Source organism: Microbacterium ureisolvens (genome assembly GCF_015278315.1).
Lineage (GTDB): Bacteria > Actinomycetota > Actinomycetes > Actinomycetales > Microbacteriaceae > Microbacterium > Microbacterium ureisolvens.
On the sequence record NZ_JADIJE010000002.1, the window covers coordinates 1 to 23,954 of the forward strand.

Genomic DNA, 23,954 nt, shown 5'->3' on the forward strand with positions numbered 1-23,954 from the left:
TGGTACAACCACGACCGCATCTCAGAACGACTCGAGGGCCTGAGCCCGGTGCAATACCGGACCCAGACCCTCGCGGCCTAGGCTTCGACTAAACCAGTCCAACAAACGGGGACCAGTTCAGCATCCGTCCGCCCCTCTTGCGTGCCCAGCGCGTTTCGACAGGCTCTACGGCCGGCGCCGCGGCGGGCCGGTCCCAGATCTTGTCGAAGGGCGTGCAGCAGGTGGGCGCTCCGAGAGACAGGCTCAGGCGGCAGGGTCCGCGCAACAGGCTCAGCGGCCCGGTCGGGGCCGCTTCTCGCCGCGCGATGCTCCGGGCCGCGTTCCTGCCGCGCGTTCCGGATTCAGGAGATGAGACGTACGCAGGTCGTTCCGGCGCGGATCGTCCTGTTTTCGCCGATTCACCTGATCCGGAGACGGATGCCGCGGCCCGGGCGCACCGAGAGCCGCGGCCCGCTCGCCGGTTCGCGCCGCGCCGCGTTCCCGCCGTGCGTCACGGATTCAGGCGATGAGACGTACGCAGGTCGTTTCTGGTGCGGATCGTCCTGTTTTCGCCGATTCACCTGATCCGGAGACGGATGCCGCGGCTCGCGCCGCGCGCCTACTCCATGCCGTGGAGGACCTCGACGATGCCCGAGAGATGGGCGCGGGTCGCGGCCTCGGCGGCGTCGGGATCCTTCGCGAGGATCGCGTCGATGATCGCGATGTGCTCGGGGGCGGAGGTGGCGGCGCGGCCGGGGTGGAATGCGAGCCGGAACTGGTGCCGAGCCGACTGGGCCCGCAGGCGCTCGAGCAGCTGCGTGGCGGTGCCGTGGCGACTGAGGTCGCGGATGCGGCGGTCGAGCTCCTGGTTGAGGCGCGAGTAGGCCATGAGGTCGCCCGACCCGATGGCCGCCTCGATGTCGGCGCGCAGCGCCCGCAGCTCGTCGGCGTCGGCGGGGGAGAGGTTCTCGGCAGCCTTGCGCGCGCACAGCGTCTCGAGGCCGATGCGCACCTCGACGATCTCGATCGCCTCGTCCACGGTGATCGCGCGCACGCGCGCGCCCCGGTTGGGCAGGCGCTCGACGAGTCCCTCGCCCGCGAGGTTCAGCAGGGCCGTGCGCACGGACGCGCGCGAGGCTCCGTAGCGCTCGCTGAGGTCCGCCTCGATGAGCCGCTGGTGAGGTGCGAACTGCGCGTCGAGGATCGCCTCGCGGATCAGCTGCGTGAGGTCGGGACGGTCGAGCGCTTCGTCCTCGCCCAGCACCGCGGCATCCGTCATCTCGGTCTTCCCCTTCGGCCTCATCGTCCGTGCACTGACACTATCTCGCGACCGCAGGGACGGTGCGAAGCATTTCATACGAAATCTTCGCGAAAATCGTCGACAATCTTGATTCCCGCACCGGGGGAGGGGCACGCTGGATGAGGTGCCGATCCGCACCGACCCGAGGCGGATCGACGGTGAGCAACGGAGAGGTGGACGTTTCATGGGCGAGACGGCGATGGGGACTGCGGTCCGGACCGGCCTGTACATCGGGGGTGAGGAGCGGTTCACCGACGACGTGCTGACCATCGCGGATCCCGGCAAGGCGGGCGCGGTCGTCGGCGAGGCGGCTGCGGCGTCCGCGTCGGACGTGACGGATGCCGTCGCCGCGGCGAAGGCGGCCTTCCCGGGGTGGGCGGCGCTCACGCCGCAGGAGCGCGCCGCGAAGATGGCCGAGGCCATCGCCGGGATCGCGGACGACCGCGACGAGGACGCCGCGATCCTGTCGCAGGAGAACGGCAAGGTCCGCATGGAGGCGTGGATCGACGCACTCGTGTTCGAGATCCGCTGGAATCTGGCGCTCATGCTCGCCGACGAGGTCGACGCGACCAAGACGCTGCCGCCGGTGCCGGGCGCGATCCCGGTGTCGACCGAGGTGGCCTACCAGCCGCTCGGCGTCGTGACGGTGATCGTGCCGTTCAACTGGCCGATCGCGATCCTCGGCGCGGCACTCCCGCACGCGCTGCTGGCCGGCAACACCGCGATCGTGAAGCCGCCGCCCTCGGCGCCGCTGGCCACGACGCGCGTGGTCCAGCGCGTGGCCGAGAAGCTCCCGCCGGGCGTGCTGAACGTGGTCACCGGGCGCGACCAGGACATGGCGGGGCTCATCCAGAACCCCGACATCGCGAAGGTGTGCTTCACCGGCAGCGTCAACGGCGGCAAGCGGATCATGGAGATGGCGTCGAAGACCCTCACCCGCGTGACGCTCGAGCTCGGCGGCAACGACGCCGCGGTCTTCCTCGACGACGCGATCCTCGACGACGCCCACCTCGACCGGCTGTACGCGGCGGTCTACGACACGACCGGCCAGATCTGCATGAACGCCAAGCGGGTCTTCGTGCACCGCTCGCGCCTGGACGAGCTGGTGGCGGGGCTCACCGCACGGCTGGAGGCCGCTCGACTCGGCTACGGCCTCGACGAGGGCACGACGATGGGGCCGCTGCATCAGCCCGCGCAGAAGGCGTTCGTCGACGAGATCATCCAGGAGGCGAAGGATGCCGGAGCCGACGTCCGCGAGTTCGGCGCGCTGCCCGAGGGCGACCTGGCCGGCGGCAACTTCGTGCGCCCGGCGATCGTCGTCGACCCGGCGCTCGACCTGCGCGTGGTCACGCAGGAGCAGTTCGGGCCGGTGATCCCGCTGATCCCGTTCGACGACGAGGCAGAGGCGGTGCGCCTCGCGAACGACACGTGGGGCGGGCTCTGCGGCTCGGTGTGGACCGCCTCGCCCGAGGCGGCGCAGCGCGTCGGCTCGCAGCTGGAGTGCGGCTACGTCTGGGTCAACGACCACGGCGCCACCCGCCTCGACCTGCGCGCGCCGTTCGGCGGCATGAAGCAGTCCGGGTTCGGCCGGGAGCAGGGCATCGAGGGCGTGCGCGCCTTCCAGGACACCCGTTCGATCGCGACCCTCGACCCGGAGGTGCTCGCCTCGATGGCGCACTGACCGGCATCTCGACGAAGGGTGGGTCTCCGCGCCTGGCGTGCGGAGGCCCACCCTTTTTCGCGCCGCCGCGGGCCGCAGGGGGCCGCCGCCACGCCGCATCGCAGGAGGCACTGCTTCAGCGCGGCAGATTGTGGTCGAAATTGATAGTTGAGAAATTCAACCATCAACTTTTATGATGTTATTGCGTCGCCACGAGGCGGCGCCCTTCTGCACAACGATGTGGAGTTCCCATGCGTACCAGCACTGCCGCCGCCATCGCCGTCCCCCTCGTCGCCGCAGCCCTCCTCGTCGGCTGCTCGGCGTCGCCGTCGCCCGAGGCCGAGCCGGAGGAGACCGCCGCCGCGGCCGAGGCGCCCCTCTACGATCAGCTTCCCGATGCGATCAAGGACGCCGGGGTCATCAAGATCGCCGGCGACACCCACCCGCCCTACCGGACCATCGAGGAGGGCGGCGAGATCACCGGCATCGACCCCGATCTGCAGGCCGCGCTGTCGGAGCAGCTGGGCGTGCCATTCGAGATCATCACCTCGTCAGGCCTCGACGCCATGCTGACCGGCATGCTGTCGGGCCGCTACGACGCCTTCAACGGCCCCGTGCGCACGACACCCGAGCGCGAGGCCGACTTCGACGCCGTGGTCTGGATGACCACGCGCACCTCCTACGTCTTCCTCGAGGAGCGCGCCGACGAGCTCGACGACCCGGAGGCGCTGTGCGGCGCCCGGGTCGCCGGCGTGACCGGCTCGGTCACCGAGAGCCAGCTCCAGCGCTACAACGAGTGGTGCGACGCGGAGGGTCTCGACCCGGCGGAGTTCATCGGCCTCGAGGACAGCAACGCCACGTTCCTCGCCGTCAACTCCGACCGCGCCGACTACGCCGGCACCACGCAGTCCGCCGCGATCGACCTGCAGGCCTCCGACCCCGACCGTTACGGCTACCTCATCCAGTCCGATGAGCAGGGCGCGGGCATCGACCAGCTGGCCCTGTTCATGCCGAAGGGCAACGGGCTCGCCGAGCCGATGCTCGCGGCGTTCGAGGCCATCTTCGAGAACGGCGAGTACGAGCGCATCATGTCGGAGTGGGGCATCGAGGATGCCGCCGTCGACGCGCCGGCGCTCAACCCGATGACGAGCGAGTGAGACCATGACCGATCTCACGACCCAGCCCGTGCGCAACCCGTTCGCGGACCGCACGGTGGACGTCGCCCACGCGCGACGCCGGATCCACCCCTGGCGCGTGGTCGTCGGCGCCCTGCTCGTGCTGATCACGGTGCAGATCGTGATGTTCCTCGTCACGAACGAGCGGTTCGACTGGCCCGTCGTCGCGGAGTACCTCTTCAACCCCACGGTGCTCATGGGGCTCGGCATGTCGCTCATGCTCACGGCCGTCGGCATGGTGCTCGGGTCGATCCTCGGCACGGGACTGGCAGCCGGACAGCTGAGCGACTTCGCGCCGCTGCGCTGGGCGTGCATCGTCTTCGTCGGTGTGTTCCGCGGCGTCCCCCCGCTCGTGCAGCTGATCTTCTGGTACAACCTCGCCTATCTGCTGCCCCGGCTCGCAGTCGGCGTGCCGTTCGGCCCCGAGCTCTTCAGCTGGTCGACGAACGAGCTCATCACGCCGCTGACCGCGGCGATCATCGGGCTGTCGCTCCACGAAGCGGCGTACATGGCCGAGATCATCCGCGCCGGCATCCTCTCGGTCGACTCGGGCCAGCGCGATGCGGCCGCCGCGATGGGCTTCAGCCGCTGGCACTCGTTCACGCGGGTGGTGCTGCCGCAGGCGATGCGCGTCATCATCCCGCCCACCGGCTCGCAGGTGATCGCGCTCATGAAGGGCACGTCGCTCGTGAGCGTGATCGCGATGGGCGACCTCCTGCACTCGGTGCAGGTGATCTACAACCGCACCTACGAGGTGGTGCCGATGCTGATCGTCGCCGTCATCTGGTACCTGGTCGTGGTGACCGCGCTGACGCTGGTGCAGCGTCGCGTGGAGCGGCATTTCAGCAGGGGGATGTCGCGGGCCGCGGTCGCCCGGCGAACCGTCGAGCGAACGGAGACGACGGCATGAACGTCCACGACAGCGAGTCGCTGACGCCGGTGCTGCAGGTCGTGGGGCTGCGCAAGTCCTACGGCGACCACCTCGCCCTCGACGGCGTCGACTTCGAGGTCCACGCGCGCGAGGTCGTGGCGGTGCTGGGTCCTTCGGGCTCGGGCAAGTCGACCCTCGTGCGGTGCATCGATCAGCTGGAGTCCATCCAGGGCGGCGCGATGTACCTCGACGGCGAGCTCCTCGGCTACGAACGGCATCGCGACGGCATCCGTCCGCTGACCGATGCCGATGTGCAGCGGCAGCGCCGCCGCATGGGCATGGTATTCCAGCAGTTCAACCTCTTCCCGCACTGGACCGTGCTGCGCAACATCACCGAGGCCCCCGTCAAGGTGCACGGGGTGTCGCCTGCGGAGGCGAAGGAGCGGGCCATGGAGCTCCTGGCGCGCGTCGGGCTGGCCGACAAGGCGAACGCCCACCCGCGTCAGCTGTCCGGGGGTCAGCAGCAGCGCGTCGCGATCGCCCGCGCCGTCGCGACGCGGCCGCGCATCCTCCTGTTCGACGAGCCCACCAGCTCGCTCGATCCGGAGCTCGTCGACGAGGTGCTGCAGGTGATGAAGGACCTCGCCGAGACCGGGATGACGATGATCGTGGTCACCCACGAGCTGGAGTTCGCCCGGCACGTGGCCGACCGCTGCGTGTTCATGGCCGACGGCCAGGTGATCGAGGACCGGCCCTCGGCGGACTTCTTCGACCGCCCCGAGTCCACGCGCCTGCGCACGTTCCTGACCCGCACCTCGGCGGCGCCCGCGGGCGGGCCGGCGTGATCACCATCCACGCGGTGGGCGACCTCGTCCTCGAGCGCGACGACGCGCGGCCCCTCCTCGACCCCGCCGCCGACACGCTGCGCGCGGCCGACCTCGTGATCGGACACCTCGAGATCCCCCACGTCGCATCCGGCGTGGTGCAGACGACGGACGTTCCGGCCCTCCCCGGACCCCCGTCGGCGCTGGACGCGCTCGCGGAGGCGGGGTTCGGCATCCTCACCCTCGCGGGCAACCACGTGTACGACTTCGGACCCGAGGGCATGCGCGAGACCGCCCGCCACTGCGCGGACCGGGGCCTGCGCACAGTGGGCGTCGGAGAGACGATCGACGAGGCGTTCGAGCCGGTCGTCGTCGAGGTCGACGGCACCCGGATCGCGGTGCTGAGCGTCAACTGCGTCGGGCCGCGCGAGAGCCGGGCGACGACCCTCAAGCCCGGGGCCGCCTACATCGACGTCATCACGCACTACGAGCCCCGCAACGCGAACCCCGGCGGGCCGCCGCGCGTGGACACGTTCGCAGAGCCCGCGAGTCTGCGCCGGTTCGAGGCGGCGGTGACGGATGCCGCGACCCGCGCCGACGTCGTCATCGTGGCGCTGCACAAAGGGCTCGTCCACGTGCCGGTCGAGATCGCCGCGTACGAGATCGAGATCGCGCATGCCGCGGTCGACGCCGGGGCCGCGGCCGTGGTCGGTCACCACGCCCACATCTTCAAGGGCGTCGAGCTCTATCGGGGGAGGCCCGTCTTCCACGGGCTCGGCAATTTCGCGACCGTGACGAAGGCGCTCTCTGCGGCCCCCGGCGACGCGCCCGAGCGCGAGGCCTGGGCGCGCCAGCGGCGCCGGCTGTTCGGCTTCACCCCCGACCCGGCGATGCCCGAGTACCCGTTCCACCCCGAGAGCCGCCACACCGCGATCGCCGTGCTCACCCTCGACGGGGACCGCGTCGAGGGCGGTCTCATCCCGTGCTGGATCGACGGCGACGCCCGCCCGGTGCCCGTGGGCGGCACCGAGCGGGGCGACGCGGTCGCCGCCTATCTGCGGGGAATCACCGGCGAGGCCGGATTCGACACGGAACTCCACTGGGTCGGCGACCGACTCGTCGCCCGCACGAAGGAAGACTGACATGAGCACCATCGACGGCCCCCTCGCGGGCAAGACCGTGATCGACCTCACGACGGCCCTCGCAGGTCCCTACGCCACCCTGCTGCTGGCGAGCCTCGGCGCGCGGGTGATCAAGGTCGAGAACCCCACCCGCGGCGGCGACTCTTCGCGCAACAACTCTCCGTATGTCACGGCGGACGGCCTGCAGATGCGGCGCACCGGTCCCGACGACATGTCGGTGTCGATGATGGCGCGCGGCCGCGGCAAGGAGAGCGTCACCCTCAACCTCAAGCACCCCGAGAGCCGCGGCGTCTTCTTCGACCTCGTGCGCCACGCCGACATCGTCGTCGAGAACTACAGCGCCGGCGTCACCCGGCGGCTCGGCATCGACTACGCCGCCGTCCAGCAGGTGAACCCGCGCATCGTCTACACCTCCATCAGCGGGTTCGGCGCGCAGGGCGTCGCCGGCGAGGGCAAGGCGATGGACACGATCATCCAGGCGCTGAGCGGGGTCATGATGACCGCCGGCGAGCCGGGCGACGCGCCGATCCGGTTCGGCCTTCCCATCGGCGACCTCGTCGCGCCGCTGTTCGCCGTGATCGGAACGCTCGCCGCGGTGATGGACGCCGAGGCGACCGGCGAGGGACAGCACGTCGACGTCTCGATGCTCGGCAGCCTCACGTCGCTCGTGGCGTGCGAGCCGTTCGACGCGCTCGAGTCGGTCGGATTCCCGCTGCGCACCGGCTCGGTCGTGCCGCGGCTCGCGCCGTTCGGCACCTTCCAGTCCGCCGACGGCTGGTTCGCGATCTGCGCGCCCACCGACCAGTTCGCCGAGGGCACCCTCGCCGCCATGGACAACGGGCACCTCGCCGAAGACCCGCGCTTCTCGTCGCGCGATGCGCGCGTCACCCACGCCGACGAGCTCCACGGCATGATCGCCGAGTGGGCCGCCACGCGGTCGTCGGCCGAGGTGCTGTCGGCGCTCGAGCGCAACGGCGTGCCGGCGGCCCCCGTCCGCGACACGGCGACCGCCGTCCGCGACGACATCGTGACCAGCCGACGCGAGGTCGTGCCGCTCGTGCACCCGCGCTTCGGGCACTTCGAAGGGCTCTACGGCAGCGGCCTGCCGGTCGTCTTCTCGCGCAGCTCCGCCGACCTGTCGCGGCCGGCGCCGGCGCTCGGCGAGCACACCGGCGACGTGCTCGAGGGGCTGCTCGGCTACGACCAGGAGCGGGTCGAGGGGCTGCGCCGGGACGGCGTGCTGTGAGCAGCCCCTCGGTCGGGATCGTCGGGAACGACGTGCCCCGTCAGCTCGTGCTCGCCGCCGGCGCCGTTCCGCGGCGCCTCACCGGATCGTGGCTGGGGGCGATTGACCCCGCCGCCGCACAGCTGCTGGGGGCGGCGGACGCGCCCGCCGCGCGGATCCTCGGCGAGCTGACCGCCGGGGCAGTCCAGTGCGACGCGCTCATCGTGTGCGCCGACAGCCAGGCGCACGTGCGCCTCTTCTACGTGCTCCGCGCGGTCGCGCCCCAGCTGCCGCTGCACCTCCTCGATCTGCCGCGCGCGGACTCGCTCGCCGCGCGCCGGTTCGGGCGCGTGCAGCTCGAGAGCCTCGTGGCCTTCCTCGCCGATGTGACCGGCCGTCCCACCGACGTCGGTGCGCTGGCGGCGGCGGCGCAGGCGGAGCGGCAACTGGGGCGTGCGATCGACCGCCTGCGCGACCGCCGCCGCAGCGTCCCGCCACGCTGTGACGGCACCCTGGCGCTCGACGCGATGCTCTCGGCCGCCCAGCTTCCGCCGTCCGACGCGGTCGCGCGGATCGAGCAGGCGCAGGCGGACGTGCCGGCGTCGGCCACGCGCGTCCACGTCACGGGATCGAATCACCCGGATGCCGCGTTCTACCGTGAGCTCGAGGAGCACGGGTACGTCGTGGTCAGCGAAGACCACGACACCGGCGACGGCGCGTGGCTCGGCGCCGCCGCCGACGGCGCCGACGTCGGAGAGGTGCTCGACGCGCTGCTCGATCAGCACTTCACCCGCGTCGGCGGTTCGCCCACAGCCTCGAGCGCCGCCCGCGCAGGTCTCACGCGCGACACGGTCGTGGAGAGCGCGGCGGACCTGGTCGTCGCAGCGATCCGCGACCTCGATGAGGCACCGGCCTGGGATGTCGCCGACCAGGCGGCGCTCCTCGCCGAGATGGGAGTCCCTTTCCGCGTGCGCACCCGCGTGGCTCCCGGCGGCGAGATCGAGGCCGCCCACGAGCTCGCCCGTCAACCGGCGGGGGAGGTGGTGTCGGCATGAGCACGCGAGCCGTCGCCGCCGAGCGGCTGCCGAGCGCCGCTGCGGCCACCGCCTACCAGCGCGAGTGGTTCGCCGGCCTGGCCGAGCGGGTCCGCGGCGGCGAGGCGCTCGCGCTGGCGAATGCCGACGCGCCGCACGAGGTCCTTCGTGCGCTGGACGTGCCGTACGTGGTCAATCAGTGGTGGTCGTCGATCATCTCGGCCAAGCGCGCGGGACCGGCGAGTCTTCGCGCCGTCGCCGCGGCAGGACTCCCCGACGACAGCCGCCAGTACGACGTGCTGCCGCTGGGCGCTCAGGACCTGCCCGAGGAGGAGGCACCCTGGGGTGGGCTGCCCGAGCCGCGCTTCGCCATCGCCGAGCGCGGGGGCGACGTCACGCACAAGATCTTCGAGCAGTGGGGTCGCCGCTCCGGCACCGAGACCTTCCTGCTCTCGCGCACGGCGGCCGACCCGGCGCCGGCGGGCTGGTGGGACCTGGTCGCGCACCGGTGGGACGAGGTGTTCGGGGCAGCGCGCATCGACCTCCTCCAGGGCGAGATCGAGGATCTCATCGGCTGGCTCGAGACCCGGCTGGACCGGCGGCTGGACCGCGACCGCCTGACCGGGGTGATGGCACTGGCCAACGAGCAGGCGGAGTGGAACCGCCGCACCCGCGATCTGCTGGCCGCGGCACGACCTCTGCCCGTACCGGTCACCGACATCATCCCGAGCGTCATGGTGCCGCAGTGGCACCGGGGGACGCGCTGGGCGGTGGAGGCGGCACAGCGGCTGCACGACGACGTCGCCCGCCGGATCGACGACGGAGCGGCGGTCGCCCCGCGCGAGCGGCGCCGGCTGATGTGGATCGGGCGCGGGCTGTGGTCGGACCTCGACATGTACCGGTCCTTCCAGGAGGACTTCGACGCGGTGTTCGTCTGGTCGATGTACCTGGCCATCGCCGCTGACGGGTACGCGCGGTACGGCGACGATCCCGTTCGCACGCTGGCGGCGCGCTTCGTCGGCCTGACCGACCTGCTCTACGTGCCGCCGATGTCGTCGTCCTGGTACGTCAAGGAGGCCGTGTCCCACGGCGTCGACGGCGTCGTGCATCTCGTCGCCGACGACACGCCGGGCGGAGCCCTGATCTCGGCGGCACTCGAGGAACGCGGCATCCCGGTCCTCGAGATCCGCGGCAGCAACGCCGACAGCCGCGCGACGGCCTCGGTGCGCGAGCGCATCGCGACCTTCCTGCGCGACCGCGTGCCCGCGAGCGCGTGATCAGGTGACCGCGGGCAGAGTCTTCCAGCCGTTCGCGAACGGCCGCTTCTCGCTCTACTTCACCGGCCAGGTCGTCTCGAACACCGGCACGTGGTTCCAGAACCTCGCCCTCTCGCTCGTGGTCCTGGACGCGACGGGAAGCGCCCGCGCCCTCAGCGGGGTGACGGTGGCGCAGTTCCTGCCGCTGCTGCTCCTCAGCGTCCCGGCCGGCCGGGTGGCGGACCGCGTGCGACCGCGCACCATTTTGCTGATCACCTCGCTGCTCTCGGCGGTGATCGTGGGCGGGCTGGCGCTCGTGACGCTCGTGCCGGACGCCCCGGTCGGCGTGCTCTACGGGCTCGTCGCGGCGCTCGGCACCGTGCACACCTTCGACCGCGTCGCGGCTCAGGCGATCATCTTCGAGCTCGTCGGCCCGGGTGAGCTCAGCCGGGCGGTGTCGCTGAGCACCATCGCGCTCGCCTCCGCCCGGTCGATCGGTCCGGGGCTCGCCGGCGTCGCCTTCCAGGGGCTGGGTGCCACGGCATGCATGCTCATCAACGCGCTGTCGTTCGTCCTCGTGTTCGTGTCGATCGCCCTCATCCGCCCGTCCGCGCTGCACCCGCGCGAGGTCCGCGACCGGAGGGCCGGTGACGACGGGTTCCGGGTGCGCGAGGATCGCCCCCTCGTCACGCTGCTCGTCGTCAACGCCGTCGTGGCGCTGCTGGCCCTCAACCTGATGCTGGTGCTCACCTCGACCGTGGCGCTGACCTTCGACGGCGACGCCGCTGCGGTCGGCTTCGTGCACACCCTCAACGCGGTCGGCGCGATCCTCGGCGGCATCCTGGCCGCGTCTCGGACCAAGGTGGCAGTGCGCTCGCTCACCGCCGCCTGCGCGGGGCTCGGACTCGCACTGCTGGCCAACGCCGCGGCACCGATGCTGCCCGTCTTCCTCGCCCTCGGACCCTTGCTCGGCCTCGGCGTGGGGTATTACCAGGGCATCCTCAACGCGGCGGCGCAGGTCAGCGTGCCGCCACAGCACATCGGGCGCACCATGTCGCTCGTGACACTCGGCAACTACGGCATGGTGCCGTTCGGGGCGCTCCTGATGGGCTGGGTGATCGACGAGGCCGGCGGGCGCGCTGCGCTGGCGATCGGCGGCACGGCGGCTCTCGCCTGCTCGGCGTTCGTCGTCCTGCGGCTCGGCAGCGGCCGGAAGATGTAGGGCCCGCCAGGGGTCCCGGGGCGCTCAGGCGGGCGTCATGCCGGCGCCGTTGCTCGGCCGGCGTCGCCGGGCGACCGCTTCGGCCTCGGCATCCTTGTCCCCGAAGTAGCCGCCCGCGAGCACGTCGGCGGCGTGCTCGAGGATCTCCGCCAGCGAATCGCCGAGTTCGGGTCCGATCGCCTCGGCGAGGCGCTCCTCACGCTCCCGGATCTCGCGCTCGCAATCCGCCAGCCTGGCCCAGCCGGCCTCGCTCAGCCGCACCAGCCTCACCCGCCGATTGGTCGGGTGCTCCACGCGCTCGATGAGTTCCGCCGCGAGCAGTTCGCCCGACACCACGTGGGCGGCCTGCGAGCTCACGAACGTGCGACGGGCGACCTGGGCGTTCGAGAGGGGCACGCCCTCCCCGAGCACCTGCAGGATCAGCAGCTGGGGGAGGGTGATGCCGTACGCCAGCGCGCTGTTCTCGGCCGCGCGGTTGAGGGCCCGCGCGAGCCGGTAGGCCGTGTAGTTGAGCCGATCGGTCGCAGGGGTTCCGCGTGGGTCTCGACTGGTGTCCGGCACGTCTTCAGCCTAGAACCGTCGCGGAGCTCCGCCGGTCCGGGCGCGACGAGCCCGGGCGCCGGCGATCGCGCGCTGAAGAGAGCCCGCAGACGTGGAGAGGGTGGGCCCCGCCTGACGGGGCCCACCCTCTTCGATCCGATCCGATCCGATCCGGGATCAGCGCTTGCCGTAGGCCAGGCCCGGGTGCGGGTCCTCGCAGGCGAAGCTCGCCGCGTTCTCGGGGTCTCCCGAGATGTACTGCGCGACCTGCGGATACACGCAGAGCGGACGCGAGCGGGTCGGCGACCAGTCGGCCGGCACCTCGGGGTTCGCCGGGTTGACCGAGGCGACGAGCTGGGCGGGCGCCGTGCCCTGCTCGACCCACGCGACGAGGGCGGCGAGGCCGGCGTGCTGGTCGGTGGCGGGGCCCCCGGCGACGTGTCCCATGCCGGGGACCTCGAAGTAGCGCGCGAACGCCTCGGCGTCGCCGCGGTAGTTGCGGTCGAGCTCGTCGAACCACGCGGCCGTGTCGTCCGGAGAGAACACGCCGTCCGACGCGCCGTGCATGACGATCATCTTCGCGCCGCGCTCGCGCAGCGTGTCGAGGTGCGTCGGGTCGGGCGGCGTCATGAACGACATCGAGCTCTCGGTGTAGATGCCGGAGGTGGCGTAGATCTTCTCCGCCTCGGTGTCGACGTCGAAGCCCAGCGCGTAGCCCTGCAGATCCGCGAGGATGCCGGGGTCCTCGGGCGGCGTCATGAAGATGAAGCCGACCGCCGGTGCGTCCCGCGTGTACGGTGAGCCGAACTTCCAGCCCGCCCATCCGGCCTGGGTGAGACCCGGGTCGAACGGGAACGAGGAGTAGATCTCCTTGTTGTTGCTGGTCCGGGCGCCGGCGAAGACCTCCTCGATCACGGCCTGCTGCTCCTTCGTCAGGCACGTGCCGTCGCGGTCGCCGTCGCACCGCGGCACGTCGCGCTTGACCGAGAAGGCCCGCTGGCAGATCGTGCTGTCCTGCACCATGCCGTCGACGAGACCGTCGAGGCCGTCGCAGCGTGTGAGGATGGCGTTCGCGACGAGCGTGCGCTCCTGCGGGGTGAACGCCGTGTTGAGGTCGGCCGTGTTCGTGGCGACGCGGGCCCACTGCTGGGCCTGCCACAGCTGCGCGACGGCCGCCTGCGGCAGGTTGAAGCCCGGGGCGATGGCGAGGAACCCGTCGTACTGGTCGGCGTAGCGCGCGGCGGCGACCATCGTGTGGCGGCCGCCGTTGGACCCGCCGGTGATGTACGAGCGGTCGGGCGCGCGGTCGTAGGCCGCCGTGATGAGCGCCTCGGCCATCGGGGTGAGCGTGCCCACGGCCTGGTAGCCGTAGTCCAGGCGCGCCTGCGGCTCGCGGCCGAACAGCGGGTTCTGCGCGCCGCTGTGGCCGGCGTCGGAGCTCAGCACCGCGAAGCCCATCTGCAGTCCGCTCTCGCCGCCGCGCGTGAGGCCGAGGGCGGGGGTCACCGAGCCGTCGAGCCCGCCGTTCCCCTGGTACAGGTACCGGCCGGCCCAAGCCACCGGGAGCCGCATCTCGAACCCGATCGCGTAGGTCTGGCCGTCGAACGCGCTGACGCGCTCGTTCATGGTGCCGCGCACGAGGCAGTGCTCGCCGATCGGCTGGCCCCCGTTGCTGACGGTGCCCGCCGCGACGCGCGACACCGAGGCGATCTTGGTGGCAGGGTAAGCGAAGCCGGTGAGGGTCTCGCACTCCTGCAGCGTGCCCGGCTGTGCGGCCGACAGCTGGGGGAGCGGGTCCCGGCCGCCGGGAGGAGCGGCAGAGGCGGGGCCGGCGAGGCCGGCCGTGAGGAGGACGGATGCCGCGACCGCCGCCATCGTCGTCGAGAGTGTTCTGCGCCGCCTCCGGCCGGCGGCCGGTTCGCCGCGTGGAATGCCCTGGGGTGATCCGTAGAAGAAGCGTGACATGGGGGTCCTCTTCCGGTTCCGGTCCGCGAGGTCGTTCTCGCCGGACGATTCGGGCGCACGGCGTCGTTGCCGAGCGTTCTGACAAGCTACGTAAACTAGTTGCACATTGCAACTGTTTTCTCAGTGACCGGGTACCGCCGGGGCTAGACTGCGGAGCGGCATGGCCGGGAACGGAACGGGGATTCGCTTGGCAGAGGCGAGCAGTCAGCGCGCGGCGGGACGCCTCGGCGACAACCCCGGCTTCCTCGCGGCCCGCTTCACCTCCCTCGCCGCCACCGTGTCGAACCGGGCACTCGCCCCGTTCGGACTGCGTGCGCGCAGCTATTCGCTCGTCGAGCTCGCCGCGTCGTCGGGCGGCATGTCGCAGCGCGACATCGGACAGATCCTGTGCCTCGACAAGGCGCACGTCGTGCGTCTGGTGGACCAGGTCGTGGCCGGCGGGCTGGTGGTGCGCACCAGGGATCCCCACGACGGCCGTGCGTGGCTGATCCGCGTCACTCCCGAGGGCGCGTCGGTCGCCGAGGCGGCCGGCCGGGCGCTCGACGAGGCCTATGCCCGCATGCTCGGCTCACTCGGCGACGACGAGCTCGACACCGCGATGACCTCCCTGCGCCGGCTGGCCTTCGGCCTCGACGCCGAGGCCTGACCGCGCGCCCACCGGGGTGAGGTCAGGTGCCGGTCGCCGAGGTCACGGCGACGCCGTCGAGCCGGTCCACGAGGTCCAGGCCCCGGCGGGCCCAGGCGATCTCGCCCTGGGCGCGCTCCACCAGACCCTCGTAGGCGAAGCGCTTGTAGGCGATGGTGCGCTCGCGATCGGCGTCCGCCGTCACCGCGAGGCGACGCACGAGCATCGGGTTGGCGACGGCGTCGATGCGCTCCAGCTCACCCTCCCACTGTGCGAGCTCGCCCTCCCACTGCGCGATGTGGCGCTCGAGGAAGGTCCGGGCGGCCTCGGGCGTCGCCGCCTCCAGGTAGGCGGCGCGCAGGTGTGCGGGGTCGCGCACGCGCTGATAGTCCAGCGGAGACCCCATCCAGTCGAGGAACGCCCGGTTTCCGGCATCCGTCACGTGGTACATCCGGCGCGTGCCGCGCTCGCCGCGGGCCTGCTCCTCGCCCTCGATGAGCCCCTGCTCCTCCATCTTCCGCAGCTCGGGGTAGATCTGCGAGTCGGGGGCATGCCACACGTGTCCCACGGACTGGTGGAACTGCTTCTGCAGGTCGTACCCCGACAGCGGGCCGACGCGCAGGATCGCCAGCAGTGCGTAACGCAGACTCATCGAACGCTCTCCTCTCTCGCCCGAGGGTAGCGGCCCGCACATCCCCGACCGCGGCGACGGCCCGACGCCCGGGTGTCACGACATGCGGCTTCGGTGGAGAAGCTGCCCCACTTCGTGCCGCCCGAACCCGACAGCCCGGCGCTCGGGTGTCACGACACGCGGCCTCGGTGGTGCTGATGCCGCGTGTCGTGCCACCCGGACGACAGGAGTGAGGGCGCGCCGGGCGCGATCACCCGCGAAATGTCAGGCGGACTCCTGGTACCCGGTGCGCCAGCCGCCGTGGTACGTCTGACGGGCGACCGTCGAGTACGGCACCGGGCTGACGACCGCGCGCACCTCCAGCTGGCGGTGCGGCTCGACCGAGGCCTTCGTGGTGCCGCCGTCGGGCTCGCCCCACACGACCGTGACCTCGGCGCCCTCGGGCACGTCGGGGTTGACCGTCGCGAGCGACAGCGCCCGCTTCTCGTTGGCGCTGTACCCGGTGAACATCGAGAAGCCGACGACGTTGCCGTCGGCATCCGTCACCGAGTCGTAGTTGGCGGACCCGTAGTTGGCCAGCGGAAGGTCGAAGAACTTGTAGCTCTCGTTCTCGGTGTCCAAGAGCGACGCGAAGATCTTGGTGACGTCCTCGGCGTTCCAGGCGAGCGTGACCTTGCGGCGCTGGGTCTCCGGGTCGATCTTCTCGAGCGCGTCGCGCCCGATGAAGTCGTGGTCGAACTTCACGAACGAGCCGTAGCCGAGCTCCCACGGGGTCAGGTAGTAGTCCGAGATGTCCTGCGACACGAAGGAACCCGCCAGGGTGCCGGTGGCCTCGTAGCTGTCGACGCCGAGCCACTCGCGGTAGCCCCGCTCCTCCTCGCCGGAGTAGATCGCCGGGAGCGGCGACGGGATCCAGCCCGACTCCAGCGTGTTCGACGGGTAGGCGCGTGAGCCCACGGGCACGAGGCCGAACTCCTGGCCGGCCTCGACGATGATGTCGCGCACGCGGTGGTGGTCCTCGTACGGTCCCCAGATCTCGAGGCCGGGTGCACCCGCCATGCCGTGGCGGAGGGTGCGGACGTTGGCACCGCCCACCTGCATCTCCGACATGCTGAAGAACTTCAGCTGCTCGAGCGGGCCGCCGTTGAGCTTCTCGATGACCTGCCACGCCGCCGGGCCCTGGATCTGGAACCGGTAGTAGCGCCGGCTCACCGCGTCGCCATAGGGGCGCGACGGCGAGCGCCGGTCGACCGTCACATCGAGGTTCGAGTAGCCGCCGGTCTCACCGTGGTACAGCAGCCAGTTCGACGCCGGCGCGCGGCCGACGTAGACGTACTCGTCCTCGGCCTCGTGGAACAGGATGCCGTCGCCGATGACGTGGCCCGACGCGGTCGTCGGCACATACTGCTTGGCGCGGTTGACCGGGAAGGTCGCGACCGAGTTGATCGCCGTGTCGGAGATCAGCCGGATGGCGTCGGAGCCCTTCAGGAACACATTGTCCATGTGGTGCGACTGGTCGTAGAGCACGGCCGAGTCGCGCCAGGCCTTCTGCTCCTTGATCCAGTTCTGGAAGTCCGCGGGGACCACCGGGTAGATGTACGAGCCGATCTGCGAGTTGCGCAGCATCTCGACGGCGTTCTGGCCGTCGAGCAGCTCCTGCAGATTCTTCGCCATGGGGAACCTCTCTGTTCATGGGATTTCGGTCGGGTGATGACGGATGCCGCGGCCCGCGGCATCCGCTCTCTGTCGGGTCAGGTGAAGACGATGGTGTGGTTGCCGTGCCGGATGACGCGGTCCTGCGCGTGCCACTGCACGGCGCGGGAGAGCACGGCGCGCTCGACGTACGCGCCGCGGGCCTGCAGGTCGCCGGCGGTCATCGCGTGCGTGACGCGCGCCACGTCCTGCTCGATGATCGGGCCCTCGTCGAGGTCTTCGGTGACGTAGTGACTGGTCGCCCCGATGAGCTTCACGCCGCGCTCCTTCGCCTTGCGGTAGGGCGCCGCACCGATGAAGGCGGGGAGGAACGAGTGGTGGATGTTGATCACCGGCACCCCCACGTCGTCGAGGAACGAGTCGGAGAGGATCTGCATGTAGCGGGCGAGGACGACGAAGTCGACGTTGTCCTTGAGCAGCTCGACGATCTTCGCCTCGGCGGCGGACTTGTCAGGCCCCTGCGAGGGGACGTGGAAGAACGGGATGCCGAAGCTGCGGACGTCCTCGGCGGTGTTGGTGTGATTGGAGATCACCATCGGGATGGTCACCGGCAGCTCGCCGCGGCGGTGGCGCCACAAGAGCTCGAGCAGGCAGTGGTCGCTGGTGGAGACGAGGATCGCCATGCGCTTGGGGATGGACTGGTCGGTCAGGCGCCACTCCATGCCGAGCGGGCTCAGCGTCTCGTCCAGGTCGGCCTCGATCTCGGGGAGCGCTGCCTGCAGATCGGGCCGGTGGAAGACCACGCGCTGGAAGAACTCACCGCCCTCGGGGTTGTCGGAGTACTGGTCGAGGGTGACGATGTTGCCGCCCACGCGGGTGACGAGCGCGGTCACTGCCGCGACGATGCCCGGCCGGTCGGGGCCGTGCACGATGAGGCAGGCGTGGTCGCGCAGCGCTTCGAGGTGCGCCGTCATCGGCGCGCCCCCGAGGACTGCGCGGCGACGAACTCCCGCGCCCACTGCGAGGTCGCGAGGAGGCCCCCGAACGTGTAGAAGTGCAGCTTCACGTCGCCGTAACCGTGTGCGGCCGCGCCCGCCGGCGGCTCGGACAGGAGCGCCGCGAGATCCGAGACGAACCGGTCGGGCCCGGCGGTGCCCATCAGGTTGGTGAGCGAGAAGCCGTACTTCTTCACGATCATCGCGTTCGCGCCGATGCCGAAACGGCGGGCGAAGCCGAGCAGCCGCTTGATGCCGGCGGGGCCGGGGGTGCCGATGCGGATCTGCGCGTCGATGCCACGGTCGCGGACAGCCTGGATCCACGTCATGACGGGATCGGTGTCGAAGGCGAACTGCGTCAGGACGACGGCATCCAATCCCTGCTGGGCAAGGGTGAGCGCCTTCTCGTCGAGGTGCCGCCACAGCACGTCGTCGGCGATGTCGGGGTGTCCCTCGGGGTAGCCGGCGATCGAGACCTCGCGGACGCCGTACTTCTGCAGCACGCCCGAGCGGATCACCGTGAGCGCGTCCGGGTACGGACCCTCGGGCTCGGCGGGGTCGCCGCCGACGGCGAAGACGTGCTCGGTGGCGCCGACCTCCTGCAGGCGGCCGAGGAACTCCTCGAGCTCGTCCTGCGACCGCAGCCGCCGCGCCGAGAGGTGCGGCACCGGGACGAAGCCCAGCTCCCGCACGGCCTTCGCGGCCGCGACCCGCATCTCGAGGTCCTCGTTGCCGAGGAACGTGACATTGATCTTCGTGCCCTGCGGAATCATGTCCCGGGCCTCTTCGAGCCCCGCGATGTCCTTGCCGGTCATCTCCAGCGAGAAGCCGTCGACGAGCGCTGCCGCCTGGGGGGACACGGGTGTCGGGTGAGCCACTGTCGAGGTCCTTTCCTCTTCCGGGTGCGTCGCTGCACCGCGGTGTTCCGAGAATACCTATCGCCATAGGTAATGGCAATAGGCACGTGTGAACGTGCGGCTCCATCCTGTGCCGCGCGCGGGGTGGCTCGGCGGCGGGTTTCCGTTGAGCGGATGCCGGCACGCCGGCTCGCGGATAGTTCAAGCAATTCGTGACGGGCGTCACAAAACCATTGACAATGCATCGGCGGAGGCGCACGATGGCACTGTCCGGCACACTGCGGTGAGGACTCCGACTCCTCGTTGCACGCGAACCCGGCCGCCGGCACCCCCGCACCATCACGAGAGGCCCGTCAATGAAGAAGAGTCTTGCCACCCTCGGCGTGCTCGCCGCCGCCGCGCTCGCCCTGAGCGGCTGCACCGATTCCGCCGCCGATCCCGAGTCGACCGCCACGTCCACCGGCGATGCCGGCGGGTCGGGCGAACTCACCACCGTCCGCGTCGCCGCGCTGCCGATCGCCGAGACCGGGGCGCTGTGGGCCGCGATCGACGAGGGCATCTTCGAGGAGCACGGCCTCGAGATCGAGGTCGTCCCCGCGCAGGGCGGCGCCAACGCCATCCCGGCCCTGCTCAGCGGCGACATCCAGTTCGCGATCGGACAGCCGTTCGGCCCGATCCGCGCCGACGCGCAGGACCTCGGTGTCGTCATCGTCGGCAACTACGCCAACAGCCTCGCCGAGGGGGACGACGTCAACGCCGTCGTCGCGCTCGGCGACGCGGGCATCACGCGGCCCGCCGACCTCGCCGGCAAGAAGGTGTCGGTCAACACGATCGGCGCCGCCGGCGACCTGACGATCCGCAAGGCCGTGCAGGACGACGGCGGCGACCCCTCGACCATCGAGTTCGTCGAGGTCGCCTTCCCCGACGTCCCGGCGCAGCTCGAGGCCGGCACGATGGACGCCGCGTGGGCGCCCGACCCGTTCCGCGGCATGATCGTGGGCGAGGGCGGCGTCTCGGTCGTGCAGCCGTACCAGGCGACGATCCCTGGCCTGTCGGTGCTCACCAACATCACGACGCAGGCGCTCATCGATGAGGACCCCGACCTCGTCGCCGCGTACTCCGAGGCGATGGCGGAGGCGCTCGAGTGGGCCTCCGGCAACGAAGAGGCGGTGCGCGCCGCGATCGCCACCAACCTCGACATCCCCGAGGAGGCGGCCGCGGGCATCACCCTCCCCACCTTCACGTGGGACCTCGCCGACGCGGGCATCGAAGACCTCGGCGCGCTCGCCGTCGAGTTCGCGTACATCGACGCCGAGCCCGACTACGACCGGCTGCTCCAGCAGCAGTAGTCGCACGACGAGAGGGTGACGGATGCCGCGGGCCGCGGCATCCGTCCCCTCCCGCGTACCTTCGCTCCCCGCCGCCTCGACCAGATCGGATCCGCCGATGGCCACCGCCGACGCTCCCATGATCGTCGCCACGCCGCCGCGCCCGCGCAGTGCGCGGAGGACGCGCACACTGCGCAAGCTCGCGCTCGGCGTCGCCGGCATCCTGGGATTCCTCGTCACCTGGCAGCTGCTTCCCACGCTGGGGCTCGTCGACCCGCGGTACTTCCCGAGCGCGACGGTCACCCTCGGTGCGCTCGGCCAGGAGATGCGCGACCTCGAGTTCTGGCGCAACGTCGGCCGCACGATGACCGCGTGGGGCCTCGGGCTCGTCATCGCGACCGTGCTCGCCACGGTCCTCGGGACTGTCATCGGGCTCGTGCCGTTCCTGCGCCGTGCGACGCACACCACCGTCGAGTTCCTCCGGCCGATCCCGTCGGTCGCCCTCATCCCGCTGGCGATCCTCATGTTCGGCCTGCGGATCGAGGCGGCGCTGGTCATCATCGTCTACGCCAGCTTCTGGCAGGTGTTCATCCAGGTGCTCTATGGCGTCGCCGACGTCGACACCGTCGCCCGCGACACGGCGCGCAGCTTCGGGCTCTCGCGCGGATCGCGCATCGTGAACCTGGTGTTCCCGACGGCGCTCCCCTACCTCATGACCGGGCTGCGCCTGGCCGCGGCCGTGGCGCTGATCCTCGCGATCACGGCCGAGATGTTCATCGGCAACCCGGGCCTCGGCCGCGAGATCGTCTTCGCGCAGTCGGCGGGCAACTGGCCCAAGGTCTACGCGCTCGTCATCGTGACCGGGCTCCTCGGCCTCCTCATCAACCTGGTGTTCCGCGCGATCGAGCGGCGCTCGCTGGCGTGGCACCAGTCGGTGCGAGGGGAGGAAGTGCTGTGACGCTGTACACCAGCACGGTCGTGACGCCCCGGCGGCGCTCACGGGTGTGGGCGAAGATCGGCGAGAGCACGCTCTACGCGATCGGCCTGCCGCTCCTGCTGCTGCTGATCTGGGGCGTGTGGGCGACCATCAGCCCGGCGCTCTTCTTCCCGCCGCCGCTGGAGATCCTCCAGGCCTTCGTCGACACGTGGATCGGGCCCGCCTTCATCACCGACGTGCTGCCGAGCCTCGGCCGCCTCGCCATCGGCATCACCGTGTCGATCGTGGTCGGGATCGTCGCCGGCACCCTCATCGGCCTCAACCGGTGGCTGCGCGAGCTGCTCGAGCCGATGCTCGAGTTCTTCCGCGCGGTGCCGCCGCCCGTGCTGCTGCCGATCGTGGTGGTGCTCATGGGCCCGACCGACGCCATGAAGATCGTGGTCATCGTGGTGGGGTCGGTGTGGCCGATCCTGCTCAACACGATCGAGGGCGTCCGCTCCACCGACTCGGTCATGACCGAGACGGCCCGCTCGTTCGCGGTGACGCCGGGGGAGCGGCTGCGCTACCTCGTGCTGCCGGCGGCGAGCCCGCGCATCATGGCCGGTGTGCGGCAGTCGCTGTCGATCGCGCTCATCCTGATGGTGATCTCGGAGCTGGCGTACTCGTCGTCCGGGCTCGGCTATCAGATCGTCTACTTCCAGCGGAACTATCTCATCGCCGAGATGTGGAGCGGCATCCTGCTGCTCGGTCTCATCGGTATCCTGCTCGCGGCGATCTTCGGTTTCGTCGAGCGACGCGTGCTGCGCTGGTATCACGGAATCAAGGAGGTGGAGCGTGCCTGAGACGCTCTTGAACGTCGAGCACCTGCGCAAGGTGTACGAGTCGTCGACGGGGAACGTCGAAGCGATCGGCGACATCGGATTCCGGATGGATGCCGGCGAGCTGGTGTGCATCGTCGGCCCGTCCGGATGCGGCAAGACGACCCTGCTGAAGTGCATCGCCGGACTCCTCAAGCCCACCTCGGGCGTGGTCGAGCTGGGCGGACGGAAGGTGACCGCCCCGCCGCCGAACATGGCGCTCGTCTTCCAGGAGTACGGACGCAGCCTGTACCCGTGGCTCACCGTGCGCGGGAACGTCGAGCTTCCGCTCAAGCACAAGAAGCTCACGCGCGCGGAGCGCGACCGGCTCGTCGACGACGCCCTGGCCGCGGTCGGCCTCGACCACGCGTCGGGAAGCTATCCGTGGCAGCTGTCGGGGGGCATGCAGCAGCGCGTGGCGATCGCCCGGGCCGTCGCGTACGAGCCCGAGGTGCTCATCATGGACGAGCCCTTCGCGGCCGTCGACGCGCAGACGCGGGCCGACCTCGAGGATCTGGTGCGCAAGCTCCACCGCGAGCGCGGGATGTCGATCCTCTTCGTGACGCACGACATCGACGAGTCCGTCTACCTGGGCGAGCGCGTGATCGTGCTGTCGAAGTCGCCGACGTGGGTGCAGGAGGACCTCGCGATCGACCTCGCACCCGAGCGCGACCAGATCACGACGCGGGCGCTGCCCCGATTCACCGAGCTGCGCACGCACGTGTACGAGCAGATCCAGCGCGCCAAGCGCGGTGAGGCCGTGCGCCCGGAGGCGGCGTGAGCGTCGCCACCGCCGCCGATGCGTCGATCCTCACGCGCAAGCCGCGCCAGCTGCTGCTGGCGTTCTTCGGCGAGTTCGTGTGCGACCGGTACTTCGCACCGCTGCGCGCCAGCGTGCTGATCGGCACCCTCGAGAGCGCGGGGGTCGCGGCATCCGCCGTCCGCACGAACCTCGACCGCATGGTCGACAGCGGCATGCTCGAGCGCCGGCGCCTCGGCCGCGAGATCGGGTTCGAGCTCACCGGGCACGGCAGCGAGGTGCTGCGCGAGGCATCCGGCCGCGTCAACGGGCCCGCCCCGTTCGAGCCCCAGGGCGAGGGATGGACGCTCGTCACCTTCAGCGTTCCCGAGCACCTGCGGGATCTCCGCCACCGCCTGCGGGCGGCGCTGACCTGGTCGGGCTTCGCGTTGCTGCGCGACGGCCTCTGGATCGCTCCGGGCGCCGTCGACCTCGCCGCGGCGCTCGGGGCCATCATCCCCGACCTGCCGCCGGCCTCGGTGAACGCCTTCTCGGCGTCCGAGCTCGACGGGTTCCCGATGGGCGAGGCGGTGCGGGACGCCTGGGACGTCGAGCGCATCCGCGCCGCGCACGACGAGTTCATCGCGCACTGGGAGCGTGAGGATGCGGCATCCGATCTCCCGCCGGTCACCGCGCGCACACTCCTCGTGGCCGACTGGCTCGCGCTGCTGCGCACCGACCCGCGCCTGCCCCGCCAGTACATGGGCGAGGACTGGCCCGCCGACCGGTCGTTCGAGCTCTTCACCCGCCGCCACCGCGAGTTCGCCTTCCCCGCCGTCAGGGACTTCGCGGGTCTCGTCGACTGACTTTTCGGTCCTGCCCCTGGCCCTGCCGAACCCACACGTCTCACGCGAGCCCACATCATCGTGAGCGTCCTCGGGTGTGGGTTGGCGGGATGGGTGTGGGTTGGGGATGAATGTGGGTTGGCGTTGGGTGGGGGGCTGGTGCGACGGGTGTGGGTTGGCGCGGCGCGCGGGGCGGGGGTCGAGGCTTCGCGCGGTCCGGCCCCGTGTTCCTGCCGAACCCACACGTCTCACGCGAGCCCACATCATGGTGGGCGTCCTCAGGTGTGGGTTGGC

General features: G+C 71.0%; 23 protein-coding genes. 16 read left to right on the forward strand and 7 right to left on the reverse strand.

Features of this window, described 5'->3' with window-relative positions; genetic code table 11:
* Window positions 1–81, forward strand: an 81-nt coding sequence (locus IM767_RS02315; protein ID WP_194398810.1) for an IS3 family transposase, incomplete at its 5' end; no start/stop codon positions are given.
* A gap of 517 nt (window positions 82–598) precedes the next feature.
* Here IM767_RS02315 and IM767_RS02320 read toward each other — a convergent pair.
* Window positions 599–1,282 (reverse strand): GntR family transcriptional regulator, encoded by a 684-nt coding sequence (locus tag IM767_RS02320; protein WP_239453121.1) that lies wholly within the window; start codon window positions 1,280–1,282, stop codon window positions 599–601.
* A 181-nt stretch (window positions 1,283–1,463) separates the two neighbouring features.
* Here IM767_RS02320 and IM767_RS02325 point away from each other — a divergent pair, with 181 nt between their 5' ends.
* From IM767_RS02325 to IM767_RS02365, 9 genes are all read left to right on the forward strand, one after another.
* Window positions 1,464–2,960 (forward strand): aldehyde dehydrogenase family protein, encoded by a 1,497-nt coding sequence (locus tag IM767_RS02325; RefSeq protein WP_194398788.1) that lies wholly within the window; start codon window positions 1,464–1,466, stop codon window positions 2,958–2,960.
* Between the two features lie 230 nt (window positions 2,961–3,190).
* Window positions 3,191–4,096, forward strand: a complete 906-nt coding sequence (locus IM767_RS02330) for a transporter substrate-binding domain-containing protein (RefSeq protein ID WP_109208860.1) — start codon at window positions 3,191–3,193, stop codon at window positions 4,094–4,096.
* A 4-nt stretch (window positions 4,097–4,100) separates the two neighbouring features.
* Window positions 4,101–5,024: an amino acid ABC transporter permease gene (locus tag IM767_RS02335; RefSeq protein WP_109208861.1), complete on the forward strand. Its 924-nt coding sequence runs from the start codon at window positions 4,101–4,103 to the stop codon at window positions 5,022–5,024.
* Window positions 5,021–5,830 carry an amino acid ABC transporter ATP-binding protein gene (locus IM767_RS02340; RefSeq protein ID WP_109208862.1) on the forward strand — a complete coding sequence of 270 codons (810 nt, stop codon included), beginning with the start codon at window positions 5,021–5,023 and terminating at the stop codon, window positions 5,828–5,830. The genes IM767_RS02335 and IM767_RS02340 overlap by 4 nt, the downstream gene beginning before the upstream one ends.
* Entirely contained in the window at window positions 5,827–6,951 is a 1,125-nt protein-coding gene (locus IM767_RS02345) for a CapA family protein (RefSeq protein WP_109208863.1), read from the forward strand. The genes IM767_RS02340 and IM767_RS02345 overlap by 4 nt, the downstream gene beginning before the upstream one ends.
* Window position 6,952: 1 nt before the next feature.
* The gene (locus IM767_RS02350; RefSeq protein WP_109208864.1) at window positions 6,953–8,197 is read left to right on the forward strand and encodes a CaiB/BaiF CoA transferase family protein; all 1,245 of its coding nucleotides are present in this window, start codon (window positions 6,953–6,955) and stop codon (window positions 8,195–8,197) included.
* Window positions 8,194–9,231, forward strand: coding sequence for a 2-hydroxyacyl-CoA dehydratase family protein (locus tag IM767_RS02355; protein ID WP_109208865.1), 1,038 nt, complete (start codon window positions 8,194–8,196; stop codon window positions 9,229–9,231). Before IM767_RS02350 ends, IM767_RS02355 begins: the two co-directional genes overlap by 4 nt.
* Complete coding sequence (locus tag IM767_RS02360) at window positions 9,228–10,487, forward strand: 2-hydroxyacyl-CoA dehydratase family protein (protein WP_109208866.1); 1,260 nt, start codon at window positions 9,228–9,230, stop codon at window positions 10,485–10,487. Before IM767_RS02355 ends, IM767_RS02360 begins: the two co-directional genes overlap by 4 nt.
* A 4-nt stretch (window positions 10,488–10,491) precedes the next feature.
* Window positions 10,492–11,688, forward strand: coding sequence for an MFS transporter (locus IM767_RS02365; RefSeq protein WP_109208867.1), 1,197 nt, complete (start codon window positions 10,492–10,494; stop codon window positions 11,686–11,688).
* A gap of 24 nt (window positions 11,689–11,712) precedes the next feature.
* Here the strand turns inward: IM767_RS02365 and IM767_RS02370 are convergent, their stop codons facing one another.
* Window positions 11,713–12,249, reverse strand: coding sequence for a MarR family winged helix-turn-helix transcriptional regulator (locus tag IM767_RS02370; protein ID WP_109208868.1), 537 nt, complete (start codon window positions 12,247–12,249; stop codon window positions 11,713–11,715).
* Between the two features lie 156 nt (window positions 12,250–12,405).
* The gene (locus IM767_RS02375; protein ID WP_198425631.1) at window positions 12,406–14,193 is read right to left on the reverse strand and encodes a tannase/feruloyl esterase family alpha/beta hydrolase; all 1,788 of its coding nucleotides are present in this window, start codon (window positions 14,191–14,193) and stop codon (window positions 12,406–12,408) included.
* Window positions 14,194–14,380: 187 nt separating this feature from the next.
* Between IM767_RS02375 and IM767_RS02380 the strand changes: the two genes are divergently transcribed.
* Window positions 14,381–14,839: a MarR family winged helix-turn-helix transcriptional regulator gene (locus IM767_RS02380; RefSeq protein ID WP_162564197.1), complete on the forward strand. Its 459-nt coding sequence runs from the start codon at window positions 14,381–14,383 to the stop codon at window positions 14,837–14,839.
* 22 nt (window positions 14,840–14,861) lie between these two features.
* Here the strand turns inward: IM767_RS02380 and IM767_RS02385 are convergent, their stop codons facing one another.
* The 4 genes from IM767_RS02385 to IM767_RS02400 all read right to left on the reverse strand — a co-directional run bounded on the left by IM767_RS02385 (window position 14,862) and on the right by IM767_RS02400 (window position 18,975).
* Window positions 14,862–15,470, reverse strand: coding sequence for a PadR family transcriptional regulator (locus IM767_RS02385; protein ID WP_109208871.1), 609 nt, complete (start codon window positions 15,468–15,470; stop codon window positions 14,862–14,864).
* A 243-nt stretch (window positions 15,471–15,713) separates the two neighbouring features.
* Window positions 15,714–17,123 carry a vanillate/3-O-methylgallate O-demethylase gene (ligM, locus tag IM767_RS02390; protein ID WP_109208872.1) on the reverse strand — a complete coding sequence of 470 codons (1,410 nt, stop codon included), beginning with the start codon at window positions 17,121–17,123 and terminating at the stop codon, window positions 15,714–15,716.
* 77 nt (window positions 17,124–17,200) lie between these two features.
* Window positions 17,201–18,076, reverse strand: a complete 876-nt coding sequence (gene purU, locus IM767_RS02395) for a formyltetrahydrofolate deformylase (protein ID WP_109209154.1) — start codon at window positions 18,074–18,076, stop codon at window positions 17,201–17,203.
* Window positions 18,073–18,975, reverse strand: a complete 903-nt coding sequence (locus tag IM767_RS02400) for a methylenetetrahydrofolate reductase (RefSeq protein ID WP_109208873.1) — start codon at window positions 18,973–18,975, stop codon at window positions 18,073–18,075. The genes purU and IM767_RS02400 overlap by 4 nt, the downstream gene beginning before the upstream one ends.
* 335 nt (window positions 18,976–19,310) lie before the next feature.
* Between IM767_RS02400 and IM767_RS02405 the strand changes: the two genes are divergently transcribed.
* The 5 genes from IM767_RS02405 (at window position 19,311) to IM767_RS02425 (ending at window position 23,681) form a co-directional block, all read left to right on the forward strand.
* The gene (locus IM767_RS02405) at window positions 19,311–20,303 is read left to right on the forward strand and encodes an ABC transporter substrate-binding protein (RefSeq protein ID WP_109208874.1); all 993 of its coding nucleotides are present in this window, start codon (window positions 19,311–19,313) and stop codon (window positions 20,301–20,303) included.
* A gap of 97 nt (window positions 20,304–20,400) precedes the next feature.
* Window positions 20,401–21,240, forward strand: coding sequence for an ABC transporter permease (locus IM767_RS02410; protein WP_109208875.1), 840 nt, complete (start codon window positions 20,401–20,403; stop codon window positions 21,238–21,240).
* On the forward strand, window positions 21,237–22,061 hold the full coding sequence (locus IM767_RS02415) for an ABC transporter permease (RefSeq protein ID WP_109208876.1): 825 nt from the start codon (window positions 21,237–21,239) through the stop codon (window positions 22,059–22,061). Before IM767_RS02410 ends, IM767_RS02415 begins: the two co-directional genes overlap by 4 nt.
* Complete coding sequence (locus tag IM767_RS02420) at window positions 22,054–22,857, forward strand: ABC transporter ATP-binding protein (RefSeq protein WP_109208877.1); 804 nt, start codon at window positions 22,054–22,056, stop codon at window positions 22,855–22,857. The genes IM767_RS02415 and IM767_RS02420 overlap by 8 nt, the downstream gene beginning before the upstream one ends.
* Window positions 22,854–23,681, forward strand: coding sequence for a PaaX family transcriptional regulator (locus IM767_RS02425; protein ID WP_109208878.1), 828 nt, complete (start codon window positions 22,854–22,856; stop codon window positions 23,679–23,681). The genes IM767_RS02420 and IM767_RS02425 overlap by 4 nt, the downstream gene beginning before the upstream one ends.
* The last annotated feature ends 273 nt before the right edge of the window (window positions 23,682–23,954 follow it).

What these genes read in the sequence shown, in the direction of transcription:
- IM767_RS02410 (WP_109208875.1), top strand. Translation starts at nt 20,401, where the DNA reads ATGGCCACCGCCGACGCTCCCATGATCGTCGCCACGCCGCCGCGCCCG.
- IM767_RS02375 (WP_198425631.1), bottom strand. Translation starts at nt 14,193, where the DNA reads ATGTCACGCTTCTTCTACGGATCACCCCAGGGCATTCCACGCGGCGAA.
- IM767_RS02405 (WP_109208874.1), top strand. Translation starts at nt 19,311, where the DNA reads ATGAAGAAGAGTCTTGCCACCCTCGGCGTGCTCGCCGCCGCCGCGCTC.
- IM767_RS02340 (WP_109208862.1), top strand. Translation starts at nt 5,021, where the DNA reads ATGAACGTCCACGACAGCGAGTCGCTGACGCCGGTGCTGCAGGTCGTG.
- purU (WP_109209154.1), bottom strand. Translation starts at nt 18,076, where the DNA reads ATGACGGCGCACCTCGAAGCGCTGCGCGACCACGCCTGCCTCATCGTG.
- IM767_RS02320 (WP_239453121.1), bottom strand. Translation starts at nt 1,282, where the DNA reads ATGAGGCCGAAGGGGAAGACCGAGATGACGGATGCCGCGGTGCTGGGC.
- IM767_RS02335 (WP_109208861.1), top strand. Translation starts at nt 4,101, where the DNA reads ATGACCGATCTCACGACCCAGCCCGTGCGCAACCCGTTCGCGGACCGC.
- IM767_RS02360 (WP_109208866.1), top strand. Translation starts at nt 9,228, where the DNA reads ATGAGCACGCGAGCCGTCGCCGCCGAGCGGCTGCCGAGCGCCGCTGCG.
- IM767_RS02385 (WP_109208871.1), bottom strand. Translation starts at nt 15,470, where the DNA reads ATGAGTCTGCGTTACGCACTGCTGGCGATCCTGCGCGTCGGCCCGCTG.
- IM767_RS02325 (WP_194398788.1), top strand. Translation starts at nt 1,464, where the DNA reads ATGGGCGAGACGGCGATGGGGACTGCGGTCCGGACCGGCCTGTACATC.
- IM767_RS02350 (WP_109208864.1), top strand. Translation starts at nt 6,953, where the DNA reads ATGAGCACCATCGACGGCCCCCTCGCGGGCAAGACCGTGATCGACCTC.
- ligM (WP_109208872.1), bottom strand. Translation starts at nt 17,123, where the DNA reads ATGGCGAAGAATCTGCAGGAGCTGCTCGACGGCCAGAACGCCGTCGAG.
- IM767_RS02330 (WP_109208860.1), top strand. Translation starts at nt 3,191, where the DNA reads ATGCGTACCAGCACTGCCGCCGCCATCGCCGTCCCCCTCGTCGCCGCA.